Annotated in this window: 9 protein-coding genes; 5 read left to right on the forward strand and 4 right to left on the reverse strand. The window is 62.3% G+C overall.

What is annotated here, in order from left to right:
* Positions 1-33 precede the first annotated feature (33 nt).
* The 4 genes from M0654_RS15595 to M0654_RS15610 form a co-directional block, all read right to left on the reverse strand.
* On the reverse strand, positions 34-864 hold the full coding sequence (locus tag M0654_RS15595; protein WP_248683913.1) for an endonuclease/exonuclease/phosphatase family protein: 831 nt from the start codon (positions 862-864) through the stop codon (positions 34-36).
* Between the two features lie 28 nt (positions 865-892).
* The gene (gene cls, locus M0654_RS15600) at positions 893-2,353 is read right to left on the reverse strand and encodes a cardiolipin synthase (RefSeq protein WP_248683894.1); all 1,461 of its coding nucleotides are present in this window, start codon (positions 2,351-2,353) and stop codon (positions 893-895) included.
* Between the two features lie 77 nt (positions 2,354-2,430).
* Positions 2,431-3,786 (reverse strand): aspartate aminotransferase family protein, encoded by a 1,356-nt coding sequence (locus M0654_RS15605; RefSeq protein WP_248683895.1) that lies wholly within the window; start codon positions 3,784-3,786, stop codon positions 2,431-2,433.
* A 129-nt stretch (positions 3,787-3,915) separates the two neighbouring features.
* Positions 3,916-5,349, reverse strand: coding sequence for a M20 family metallopeptidase (locus tag M0654_RS15610; RefSeq protein ID WP_248683896.1), 1,434 nt, complete (start codon positions 5,347-5,349; stop codon positions 3,916-3,918).
* Positions 5,350-5,915: 566 nt separating this feature from the next.
* Here M0654_RS15610 and M0654_RS15615 point away from each other — a divergent pair.
* The 5 genes from M0654_RS15615 (at position 5,916) to M0654_RS15635 (ending at position 11,336) form a co-directional block, all read left to right on the forward strand.
* On the forward strand, positions 5,916-7,511 hold the full coding sequence (locus M0654_RS15615) for an ABC transporter substrate-binding protein (protein WP_248683897.1): 1,596 nt from the start codon (positions 5,916-5,918) through the stop codon (positions 7,509-7,511).
* A 160-nt stretch (positions 7,512-7,671) separates the two neighbouring features.
* On the forward strand, positions 7,672-8,676 hold the full coding sequence (locus M0654_RS15620) for an ABC transporter permease subunit (protein ID WP_248683898.1): 1,005 nt from the start codon (positions 7,672-7,674) through the stop codon (positions 8,674-8,676).
* A 40-nt stretch (positions 8,677-8,716) separates the two neighbouring features.
* The gene (locus M0654_RS15625) at positions 8,717-9,628 is read left to right on the forward strand and encodes an ABC transporter permease subunit (protein WP_248683914.1); all 912 of its coding nucleotides are present in this window, start codon (positions 8,717-8,719) and stop codon (positions 9,626-9,628) included.
* A gap of 2 nt (positions 9,629-9,630) precedes the next feature.
* Positions 9,631-10,500, forward strand: a complete 870-nt coding sequence (locus M0654_RS15630) for an ABC transporter ATP-binding protein (protein ID WP_248683899.1) — start codon at positions 9,631-9,633, stop codon at positions 10,498-10,500.
* Complete coding sequence (locus M0654_RS15635; RefSeq protein ID WP_248683900.1) at positions 10,497-11,336, forward strand: dipeptide ABC transporter ATP-binding protein; 840 nt, start codon at positions 10,497-10,499, stop codon at positions 11,334-11,336. The genes M0654_RS15630 and M0654_RS15635 overlap by 4 nt, the downstream gene beginning before the upstream one ends.
* Positions 11,337-12,175: the final 839 nt, after the last annotated feature.

Consider the following 12,175-nt stretch of genomic DNA (forward strand, 5'->3'; position numbering starts at 1 on the left):
GGCTTGGGTGTTCGTAAAGCGCCCCGCCTGCACTCAGCCGGCATTCACCTGCGGGGTTTCGCGCAACGCATCGACATTGATGAATGCCTTGATCGGCAGGTGGTCGGAGGCAAGCCGCGCCAACGGCGAGTCATGCGTCATCACCTTCTCGATCAGTCCCGGGCGGTTCGCCATGATACGGTCGAGCGCCAGCACCGGCAGGCGCGACGGAAAGCTCGGCACCGCGGCCGGCAGGCCGAAAACGGTCGCGAGCGTATTGAGTGACGAACGGTCGCCAAGCCGCCACTCGTTGAGGTCACCCATCAGCACCGTCGATTTCTCGTCGCGGGCCTGCAGGATGTCGAGGATCATCCGCGCCTGCTGCTGGCGCGAGCGGTTGAGGAGGCCGAGATGCGCGGCAATGACCCTGAGGTTGCTGCCGTCCTTGAACTCGAGCTCGGTCATCAGCGCACCGCGCGGCTCAAGGCCCGGCAGCTTCATCTGGTGCACGTCCCGCACCAGCCCCTCCCGGAAGAAGATGACATTGCCGTGCCAGCCATGCGCCTTGGCCACTCCCGACACCGGCACCGGCAGGAGCCCTGTCTCGCGCTCCATCCAGGCGAGGTCCAGCAGGCCTCGTCGCTCGCCGAACCGGGTGTCGGCCTCCTGCAGCGCGATCACGTCGGCGCCGATTTCGCGGATCACATGGCTGATGCGGGAGGGATCGAACTTGCCGTCGACGCCCACGCATTTGTGGACATTGTAGGAGGCGATCACCATGCCCTCCGGCCGCGCGTCCTGCACATAGGCTTCCATGCTGCGGTTCTTGCGCGCGCGGATGGAGGCGATAATGTTGGCTGGAAGGGTCTGGCGCTTTTGCCGCATGGCTTTCATGTTGTCTTCAACGGAACTGCTAGAGGTAGGGCGACCCCAGCCACAAGACACGCTCGACAAGCCGAACAAGGAAGGGCCTAGCCCTTAAACCCTCGAGCGTCACTTCGGTTGCCGAAGAAATTGCCAGATCGATCCTTCGCTCCAGCGCCTCGGCGAAAGCGCAGTCTAGCACTTCCAGATCAACTTCAAAATTCAATCGCAACGAACGTGGATCGAGATTAGACGATCCGACGAAAGCCCACCGCCCGTCGATCACCAGCAGCTTGGAATGGTTGAAGGGCCCAGACGCCCGCCAGATCCGGCAATAGTTCTTCAGCATCTGGTCGAACTGCGCGGTCATCGCCCGGTCGACCAGCACGAGGTTGTTGGAGGTCGGCACGACGATATCGACGGTGACGCCACGCCGCGCCGCCGTGACCAGCGCGGTGATCAATTCGCGGTCGGGCAGGAAGTAAGGCGAGACGATACGGATCGATGAGCGCGCAACTGAGAAGGCGCCCATCAGCATCTTGTGGTTCGTTTCTACGCTGCGATCGGGACCGGAAGACACTGCCCGCATGATCACCGGCATCCCGGGCTGCGTTTCCGGCGTCTGCAACGCCCAGGCGTCGCCCTCCAGCGTTTCGCCATTGGCGAACTGCCAGTCGGCCGCCGCGATCGCCACGAGATCGGCCACCACCGGCCCGCTCACCCTGAAATGCGTGTCGAAGGAGCACTTGTTGCCGCTGAACTCCTTGGTGAAACCTTCACGGATGTTCATGCCACCGGTAAAGGCAAGCCGCCCGTCGACCACCATGATCTTCCGGTGGGTGCGCAGGTTTGCATAGGGCAGCCGCAGGCCCATGATGACATTGCCGTTGAACACGTCGATCGTTACGCCGCCGTCGCGCAGCATGCCGAGCACGCTCGGCACCGAATAACGTGCCCCAACGGCATCGATCAGCACCCGCACTTCGACCCCACGCTGAACGGCTGCAATCAGCGCCTGGGCAAACCGCGTCCCGATCCGGTCGCGGTCGAAGATATAAGTCTCCAGAATGATGCTGCGCTCGGCTGCCTCGATCGCCTCCAGCATCGCGCCATAGGCTTCGTCACCGCTGTCGAGCGCCACGATCGTGTTGCCGGTGGTGAGGTGGTGGTTCGTGACGCGGTCACCCAGCGTCTTCATCGACCGGAAGCGGTTGCCGAATTGGCGGATCACCAGGTCATCGGTCGCGTCATAGGAGGCGAAGTCTGCGCGGATGCGCCCCTGCAGCAGCGCGCGCCGGTCACTGATCACGTTGCGGCGAATGCGGTTGATGCCGGCAATCAGGTAAAGCACTGCACCGATGATCGGCGACAGCACGATCACGCCGACCCAGCCCACCGCGGATCGGACTTCTTCCTTTGTCATCGCGGCATGGATGGCCGCAGCTGCTCCAGCCACGACCGATACGATGAACAGGATATGCGGCCAGTAGGCTTCGGCAGTTTCCAGCATGGAGCCGAATATAGGCGCGACTGCGGTTTGCGCAATCGCCTCCCATACCGATCTTTGCGGCCGCTTCTGCCCCTATATCAAGCGTTTAGCTGGCGCTGGAACTCATCCAGCGAAGCCTCGAACAGGTCGAAGATGTCGTCGACCTGCTGCTCGGTGATGATCATCGGCGGGCAAAGCGCCAGCGAGTCGCCGATGGCACGCGAGATCAAGCCCTTTTCCGTCATGATCGCGAAGAGCTTCGGCCCAAGCTGCCCAGCGGCAAAACCGTCGCGCGGCTTCAGCTCAAGCGCGCCGATAAGGCCGACGCCACGTGCCTCGATTGCCAGCGGGTGGCCTTCCAGCGCCTTCAGCCGCGACTGGAACTTCGGTGCCAGCGCCCGGACGTTGCCGACAAGATCACGCTCCTCGATGATGGCGATGTTTTCCAGCGCAACCGCAGCCGCGACGGGGTGGCCGGCGGCCGTGACGCCATGGCCGAAGGTGCCGATCTTGTTCGACTCGTCCGCCAGTGGGGCATAGACGTTGTCGTTGATCAGCAGCGCCGAGATCGGCTGGTAGGACGAGGAAATCTGCTTCGACAGCGTCATGATGTCGGGCTGCAGGCCATAGGTCGTGGTGCCGAACATCTCGCCGGTGCGGCCGAAACCGCAGATCACTTCATCGGCAATCAGCAGCACGTCGTATTTCTTGAGAACCTTCTGGATCGCTTCCCAGTAGCCAGCCGGCGGAACGATCACGCCGCCCGCACCCATCACCGGCTCGCCAATGAAGGCTGCAACAGTTTCCGGACCCTCCTTGAGGATCAGGTCTTCCAGCTCCTTGGCGCAACGCTCCACGAAGGCTGCTTCCGTCTCGCCGTCTGTCTTGAAGACGCGGTAGTGCGGGCAGCTGGTGTGGAGAATGCCCGGCAGCGGCAGGTCGAACGAACGGTGGTTGTTCGGCAGGCCGGTAAGGCTGGCGCTTGCCACCGTCACGCCATGGTAGCCCTTGATGCGGGAGATGATCTTTTTCTTCTCGGGCTTGCCGAGTGCGTTGGAACGGTACCAGACCATCTTCACGGCGGTGTCATTGGCTTCCGAACCGGAGTTCGTGAAGTAGGCCTTCGACATCGGCACCGGTGCCATGGCGATCAGCTTTTCGGCGAGATCCACCGAGGGGCTGTGCGCGCGAGCGGTAAAGGTGTGGTAATAGGGAAGCTTCGCCATCTGCGTGGCGGCCGCCTCGACGAGACGCTGCTCGCCGAACCCGACGCCGACGCTCCAGAGCCCCGCCATCGCCTCGATATATTTCTTGCCGTTGACGTCGTAGACATAGACGCCTTCGCCGCGATCGATCACCAGCGCGCCGTCGCGCTCCAGGGCCCGGGCATTGGTATAGGAATGAAGATGATACGCTTTGTCGCGGGCTTCGATCGAGTTTGGCTGAACCGTCACGGCGGACCTCCTGTAGGCATGCAGATAGTGCCAGTCATAGGAGGAAATCGCCGCAGTGCCCACCCCCAATCACGCGGGCGGCGGGCGTCGAACCTTCAAAAGACTTGAAGGTTCGATCACCGGAATTGCTTACTTGATCGTCATGGCCGCGACCGGCGGCTCGGCCTCCGCCGGAATCGGGCTGCGATAGTCCTGGCCCTTGCGGCGCTTGATGAGATCGGACCAGGCGGCCTCCCGCAACTGCTCGCTTTCGAGCGCGGCAATACCCGTGGCCGCCATGGCCTTGGCGGCAGAGACCATGCCCTTGTGCGCGAGCGGGCTCTTGCCCTGCGCCACGACCTGCCAGGTGTGGAGCTGCGTGCCGACGGCAAGCGTGGGGCCATAAGCCTGCACGGTCGGAACAACCCAGCTGACGTCGCCGACATCGGTCGAACCGCCCATCTGCCTGACATCGTTATGCGGCGGCAGGATGAAGTCGGCGAGCACGAGGTCCCGCTGCTCGAGGCGTTCCTGCGCCCAGCTCGCGGCGATGTCTTCCGGCGTCAGCGTGTCCTGGATCTCCTTGGCGAAAGCGAGATCGGCCGCATCGAATGCCGGCGGGCCCATGCTTTCCCAGATGTCCTGCATCACATCCATCAGCGGCGTGTTGACCATCAGGTTGGAAACGCCAGCAAGCACGGTGCATTCCATCTTCGTCTCGGTCATCAGGGCAGCGCCCTCCGCCACCTTCTTCACCCGCTCGATGAGGGAGAAGAGACCGCCAAGCTCCGGCGCGCGAACGACGTAGCGCACCTTGGCGTGCGCCTGCACGACGTTGGGCGAAATCCCGCCGCTGTCGAGCACGGCATAGTGGATCCGGCATTCGGACGGCATGTGCTCGCGCATGTAGTTGACGCCGACGCTCATCAGTTCAACGGCATCAAGCGCGCTGCGGCCAAGTTCCGGCACGGCAGCGGCATGGGCGGCACGACCGGTGAAGGTGAAGTCGATGCGGCAGTTGGCAAGCGAAGTTTCGCGCTGCACGCCGGCGAAGTTGCTCGGGTGCCAGCTGATCGCGATGTCGACATCCTTGAAGGTGCCGGCGCGCACCATGAAGGCCTTGGCCGCGCCGCCTTCTTCAGCCGGGCAGCCGTAATAGCGCACGCGGCCGGGCGTGCCGGTCTGCTCCAGCCAGTCCTTGACGGCGGTAGCGGCCAGCAGCGAGCCCGAGCCAAGCAAATTGTGGCCGCAGCCGTGGCCGTTCGCCCCGGCCGTCAGCGGGTCGTGCTTCGTCACGCCTGCCTTCTGGCTCAAGCCGGCGAGCGCGTCATATTCGCCGAGAAACGCGATAACGGGACCGCCCTCGCCTGCCTCACCGACGATTGCGGTCGGGATGCCGGCGACGTTTTCGGTAATCCGGAAACCCTGCGTTTCCAGCATCTCGCGATGCGCGGCTGCCGAAAGCGTCTCCATGTAGCAGGTCTCGGGCGTTCCCCAGACCCGGTCCGCAAGCTCCGCAAAGACCTGCTTCTTGCGGTCGACAAAGTCCCACACCAGGGGACGGTTGGATTCGCTTGCTGTCATAAGTGATGCCTCGACTAAGGAGTTGCCCAATGGGCGCGGAACCTACTCAATTCTCCCCCGATGGCAATGCCGGCAAATGACCCATGTGATCAAATAGTCCGATCCGGTAACCCGGCGGATTGCGCAAAGGTGATTCAGAACAAGTGATTCAGGAGACGTGAACCTTTGCGCGACCTCGTGATCGGTCGCCCTGTCCAACGGGTTGTAAGTATCTCGACAACGACCCGATAATCGCTATGCTCCCGCGCCACAGCCCGGACCGCCCACAAAACCGGCTCTTGAGGGAAGAAAACCATTGCGCCAAGCCATCTGCGGCGTACAGTTTTCCAAGATCATGAGCCGGCACGAAACGTGGATACTGTCTTGAGGCTGAACAACAATGGCGCTGCAGGGTCGAAAGACTTCAAGCAGACCGCGAGGAAAACCAGCATAGGGCTGATGGCGTAACACGCCGTTGGCAGGAGGTGACGTACCAGCAGAAGGCTTGGCGCTCGGGAGCGCGCCGCAAACAATCGAAATGTACGGGCAAGGCATGTCTGCCGCCCATTGGTCATTGGGAGACCTAGATGAAATACAAGCTTACACTCGCGGCGGCCCTTCTGTCGGCCACCTGCTTCGTCAGCGCTGCAAGCGCCAAGACCTTCGTATTCTGCTCGGAAGGTTCGCCGGAAGGCTTCGACCCGGGCCTCTACACTGCAGGCACCACGTTCGATGCCTCCGCTCACCCGATCTACAACCGCCTTCTCGAGTTCAAGCCGGGCACGACGCAGCCGGAAGCTGGCCTCGCTGAAAGCTGGGACATTTCCGAAGACGGCACGGTTTACACCTTCAAGCTGCGCCAGGGCGTCAAGTGGCAGACCACCGACTACTTCACGCCGACCCGCGACCTGAACGCTGACGACGTTATCTTCTCGATCGGCCGCCAGATCGACGAACAGAACGCCTGGAACAAGTACATCAACGGCGCGACCTGGGAATATGCCGATGGCATGGGCTTCCCGAAGCTCATCAAGTCAGTCGAGAAGGTTGATGACCTGACCGTCAAGGTCACCCTGACCCGTCCGGAAGCTCCGTTCCTCGCCAACCTCGCCATGCCGTTCGCTTCGATCCTGTCGAAGGAATATGCCGACAGCCTCGACAAGGCCGGCAAGAAGGAACAGCTGAACCAGCAGCCGGTCGGCACCGGTCCGTTCACCTTCGTTGGCTACCAGCAGGATGCCGTCATCCGCTACAAGAAGAACGCCGATTACTGGGGCGCGGCTCCGAAGATCGACGACCTGGTCTTCGCAATCACCACCGATGCTGCCGTTCGTTACCAGAAGCTGAAGGCCGGCGAATGCCACCTGATGCCGTATCCGAACGCTGCCGACGTCGAATCCATGAAGGCTGATCCGAACCTCGAGGTTCTGGAGCAGGAAGGCCTGAACATCGCCTACCTCGCCTACAACACGACACAGGCTCCGTTCGACAAGGTTGAAGTCCGCAAGGCGCTCAACAAGGCGATCAACAAGGAAGCCATCGTTGATGCCGTCTTCCAGGGCATGGCGACCCCGGCCGTCAACCCGATCCCGCCGACCATGTGGTCCTACAACAAGTCCACCCAGGACGACACGTATGACCTCGATGCAGCCAAGAAGATGCTCGAAGAAGCAGGCGTCAAGGACCTCTCCATGAAGGTCTGGGCAATGCCGGTTTCGCGTCCCTACATGCTGAACGCACGCCGCGCCGCCGAAATCATCCAGGACGATTTCGCCAAGATCGGCGTCAAGGTCGAAATCGTTTCCTACGAGTGGGCTGAATACCTCAACCGCTCCAAGGCAAAGGACCGTGACGGCGCTGCCATCATGGGCTGGACCGGCGACAACGGCGACCCGGACAACTTCCTTGACACCCTGCTTGGTTGCGACGCCGTTGGCGGCAACAACCGCGCCCAGTGGTGCAACCAGGAGTTCGACGCACTGGTGAAGAAGGCAAAGGTCACCTCCGACCTCGCCGAGCGCACCAAGCTCTATGAAGAAGCACAGGTCATCTTCAAGAAGGACGCTCCCTGGGCAACCATCGACCACTCGCTTGCCGTCGTTCCGATGCGCAAGGGCGTGACCGGCTTTACCCAGAGCCCGCTCGGCGACTTCACCTTCGAAGCCGTCGATATCGCCGAGTAATTCGGCCCTATACTACGATTTTGCCGCGGGACGCGTTGCGTTTCCCGCGGCATTTTCTTAAGAGACGCCTTAAAAATGAGGCGGAGACGCCACGATTGCCGTTTCCATGGCTTGACAAAGTCGTGAACCGGCCACGGACCAGAACCATAAAAGGTTTCGAATGTTTGGCTTGCTGTTGCGGCGTCTCGCCGTTTTGATCCCGACCTTCATCGGGGTCTCCATCATTGCATTTTCCTTCATCCGGCTTCTGCCGGGCGATCCCGTCGCCCTCCTCTCCGGCGAACGCGTCATGTCCCCGGAACGCCACGCGCAGATCAGCGCCCAGCTCGGCTTCGACCGACCGATCGTCGTACAGTATTTCGATTATCTCGGCGGCGTGCTGACCGGCGATTTCGGCACTTCGATCGTCTCGAAGAAGCCGATCCTCGACCAGTTCTGGCAGCTTTTCCCGGCCACCGTCGAGCTCTCCGTCTGCGCCATCATCCTCGCCATCCTGCTTGGCATTCCCGCCGGCGTGATCGCCGCCGTCAAGCGCGGTTCGATCTTCGACCAGGGCCTGATGGGCATCGCGCTTGTCGGTTATTCCATGCCGATCTTCTGGTGGGGCCTGCTGCTCATCATCCTGTTCTCCGGCATCCTGCAGTGGTTCCCGGTCTCGGGCCGCATCTCGCTGATGTTCTTCTTCCCGCAGGTCACCGGCTTCATGCTGATCGACTCGCTGATTTCGGGCCAGAAGGGGGCGTTTGCCTCGGCGCTCAGCCACTTGGCGCTGCCGTCGATCGTGCTTGCCACGATCCCGCTTGCGGTCATCGCCCGCCAGACGCGCTCGGCCATGCTCGAAGTGCTGTCGGAAGACTACGTCCGCACCGCCCGCGCCAAGGGCCTGTCGCCCTTCCGCGTCATCGGCATCCACGCGCTGCGCAACGCCATGATCCCGGTCATCACCACGATCGGCCTGCAGATCGGCGTCATGCTCGCGGGCGCCATCCTCACCGAAACGATCTTCTCCTGGCCGGGCATCGGCAAGTGGATGGTCGATAGCGTCTTCCGGCGTGACTATGCGGTCATCCAGGGCGGCCTGCTCCTGATCGCGGCCATCATCATGATCGTCAATCTCATCGTCGATCTGCTCTACGGGTTGATCAACCCGCGCATCCGGCACTGATTTCGGCAGAAGAAGAAGGAGAAATCCCATGGCCGATACCATGACAGACATCGACAATTCACCCGAAGTCCTTTCGTCTGGCGCCATGCGCCGCCAGATGCTCAAGGAGTTCTGGTTCTACTTTTCCGAAAACCGCGGCGCCGTCATTGGCCTCGTCATCTTCGTGCTGCTGGTGGCCGTCGCGCTGCTCGCACCGGTGATCGCCCCGCACTCGCCGTTCGAGCAGTACCGCGACGCGGTGCTGAAACCCCCGGCATGGACGAGCGGTGGCAGTGCCACCTATCTTCTCGGCACCGATCCGGTTGGCCGCGACATCCTCTCCCGCCTCCTCTACGGCGCGCAATATTCGCTGTTCATCGGCGTCTTCGTGACAACGCTCTCCCTGGTCGGCGGTATCCTGGTCGGTCTCATCGCCGGTTATTACCGCGGCTGGATCGACACCGTCATCATGCGCCTGATGGATATCATCCTGGCCTTTCCGTCGCTGCTGCTCGCCCTCGTGCTGGTCGCAATCCTGGGCCCGAGCCTGACGAACGGCATGATCGCCATCGCGATCACCCTGCAGCCGCATTTCGTGCGCCTCACCCGCGCCGCCGTGATGGCCGAAAAGACACGCGATTACGTCACCGCCGCCCGCCTTGCCGGCGCCGGTCCAGTTCGCCTGATGTTCAAGACCATCCTGCCGAACTGCACCGCACCGCTGATCGTCCAGGCAACGCTCTCCTTCTCCAACGCCATCCTTGATGCCGCAGCGCTTGGCTTCCTCGGCATGGGTGCGCAGCCGCCGGCACCGGAATGGGGCACCATGCTTGCCGAAGCCCGTGAATTCATCCTGCGCGCCTGGTGGGTCGTCACCTTCCCCGGCCTTGCCATCCTCATCACCGTTCTCGCCATCAACTTGATGGGCGACGGCTTGCGCGATGCGCTCGACCCGAAACTGAAGAGGTCCTGATCATGGCGCTTCTGCAAATCGAAAACCTCACCGTCGAATTCGAGACCGCTTCGGGCTGGTTCCGCGCCGTCGACGGCGTTTCCATGTCCGTCGAAAAGGGCGAGGTGCTCGCCATCGTCGGTGAATCCGGGTCGGGCAAGTCGGTGGCCATGCTGGCCGTCATGGGCCTCCTGCCCTGGACGGCGAAGATCACCGCCGATCGCATGCTGTTCGAGGGCCGCGACATGCGCGGCATCAGCCCGGCCGATCGCCGCAAGATGATCGGCAAGGATATCGCGATGATCTTCCAGGAGCCGATCGCAAGCCTCAATCCGTGCTTCACGGTCGGCTTCCAGATCGAGGAAGTGCTGCGCATCCACCTCGGCCTCGACAAGAAGGCCCGCCGTGCCCGCGCCATCGAGCTGTTTCGCCAGGTGGGCCTGCCCAACCCGGAAGAGCGCTTGAACAGCTTCCCGCACCAGATGTCGGGCGGCCAGTGCCAGCGCGTAATGATCGCGATCGCGATCGCCTGTAACCCGAAGCTCCTGATCGCCGACGAGCCGACCACCGCGCTCGATGTGACGATCCAGAAGCAGATCCTCGATCTCATCATGGCGCTGCAGGCCAAGACCGGCATGGGCCTCATCATGATCACCCACGACATGGGCGTGGTGGCCGAGACGGCAGACCGCGTCGTGGTGCAGTACAAGGGTCGCAAGATGGAAGAAGCCGACGTGCTGACCCTCTTTGAGAACCCGAAGAGCAACTACACCAAGGCGCTGCTGGCGGCACTGCCGGAAAACGCCACCGGCGACCGCCTCACCACCGTTTCCGATTTCTTCGACGGCAATCCTGAACCGGCTCCGAGTGAGGGATTGGGAGTAACAGCATGACCGATACGATGCTCGAAGTGCGCAATATCAAGCGCGATTACGAACTGGCGGCTGGCCTCTTCAAGCCGAAGAAGATCATCCACGCTGTGAAGGGCGTGTCGTTCAAGCTGGAACGCGGCAAGACGCTCGCCATCGTCGGCGAAAGCGGTTGCGGCAAGTCGACGCTCGCCCGCATGTTGACCTTCATCGACGAGCCGACCGGCGGCGAGCTCTATATCGACGGCGACAAAATGGATACCCGCCCGGGCCACCTGACGCCCGAGATGCGCCAGAAGGTGCAGATCGTCTTCCAGAACCCATACGGCTCACTCAACCCGCGCCAGAAGATCGGCGACGTGCTGGGTGAACCGCTGTCCATCAACACCAACATGTCGGCCGCCGAACGGCGAGAGCGCGCCACCGAGATGCTGGTCAAGGTCGGCCTCGGCCCGGAACACTACAACCGCTATCCGCACATGTTCTCCGGCGGCCAACGCCAGCGTATCGCCATCGCCCGCGCCCTGATGATGAACCCGAAGCTCCTCGTCCTGGACGAGCCGGTCTCGGCGCTCGACCTCTCGGTCCAGGCCCAGGTGCTGAACCTGCTTGCCGACCTGCAGGACGAATTCGGCCTCACCTACGTCTTCATCAGCCACGACCTGTCGGTCGTCCGCTACATCGCCGACGAGGTGATGGTGATGTATTTTGGCGAGGCCGTCGAATACGGCACCCGTGACGAGGTCTTCTCGGACCCGAAGCACGAATATACCCGCACGCTGTTTGCCGCGACCCCGCGCGCCGACGTCGAATCGATCCGCGCCCGCATAGCCAAGAAGAAGGCCGCCGCCGCGGCCTGAAGGACCTCCCCCACCTGAAAAACTCGGAACTTGGCGCTTCGGTCTAGGCTCGCGATTTTTCTTCCTCTCCCACAAGGGAGAGGCTCCGGAGTGGTGGCCGAAGGCCAGAAATCAATGAAGTTGATTTCAACGAACGGAGGCCTGAGCGTGTCCCGCGCGAAGGCGTGAGCCCCCAAGAGGCGAAGCCGATTGGAAAGGCGAACTTGGTGAGGGGGTGCTACACCCATCCCACACCCCGTGGAAAATCTCGCACCCTACCTCCAGCATCCTCAATCACTTAGCCGCAAAACCACCCTCGATTTTCCACGCCCCCAGAACCCGCTCCTACAATGGCCCCGTTCCGCATCGGATACGCTGGCAGGCGTGCCAGCCACGCGGGGCCGGCGCCGGGGGTGAAGGGAGGACGTGAACCTTCACCATCGGGGTTCGCGGAAAATGGTCTCCCTCCGGCGAGACGGGGGAAGCAGGCGGGAACGGACCACCCACTGCTTCTGATGCCCGAAAGAGCGCGTCGGACGTGCCTGTGCGGCACACATGGGGGTCGAGGATGATGGTGTCGCCGGACCTTCAAGTCCGACGGGGGTTCTGGGGCGGAAAACCCAGGCGCCCGGCAACCGGCGGAAAACACCGTCCTTCAAGATCCTCGCAGAGAGACCCAAGTCGCGGGCAAAAACCGCCGAACGGGGCGCTGAGAGGTGTCACATAAACTAAAACTTACGAGGCAGCTTTCAGCGCCCCGTCCGATACCTGGCCTCGCCCAGGGTTCTTTGAAAATTCTTGAGATCGCCAAGGGACGAGTGCGCCTGCTCCCAGCACCGGTTATTCCACGACACCGGTTA

Origin of the sequence: Neorhizobium turbinariae (assembly GCF_023223505.1) — a bacterium.
GTDB classification, from domain to species: domain Bacteria; phylum Pseudomonadota; class Alphaproteobacteria; order Rhizobiales; family Rhizobiaceae; genus Neorhizobium; species Neorhizobium turbinariae.

Excerpts from the sequence above, each read along its gene's own strand:
- M0654_RS15595 (WP_248683913.1), bottom strand. The coding sequence starts at position 864 with ATGCGGCAAAAGCGCCAGACCCTTCCAGCCAACATTATCGCCTCCATC.
- M0654_RS15625 (WP_248683914.1), top strand. The coding sequence starts at position 8,717 with ATGACAGACATCGACAATTCACCCGAAGTCCTTTCGTCTGGCGCCATG.
- M0654_RS15610 (WP_248683896.1), bottom strand. The coding sequence starts at position 5,349 with ATGACAGCAAGCGAATCCAACCGTCCCCTGGTGTGGGACTTTGTCGAC.
- M0654_RS15630 (WP_248683899.1), top strand. The coding sequence starts at position 9,631 with ATGGCGCTTCTGCAAATCGAAAACCTCACCGTCGAATTCGAGACCGCT.
- M0654_RS15615 (WP_248683897.1), top strand. The coding sequence starts at position 5,916 with ATGAAATACAAGCTTACACTCGCGGCGGCCCTTCTGTCGGCCACCTGC.
- M0654_RS15620 (WP_248683898.1), top strand. The coding sequence starts at position 7,672 with ATGTTTGGCTTGCTGTTGCGGCGTCTCGCCGTTTTGATCCCGACCTTC.
- M0654_RS15635 (WP_248683900.1), top strand. The coding sequence starts at position 10,497 with ATGACCGATACGATGCTCGAAGTGCGCAATATCAAGCGCGATTACGAA.
- cls (WP_248683894.1), bottom strand. The coding sequence starts at position 2,353 with ATGCTGGAAACTGCCGAAGCCTACTGGCCGCATATCCTGTTCATCGTA.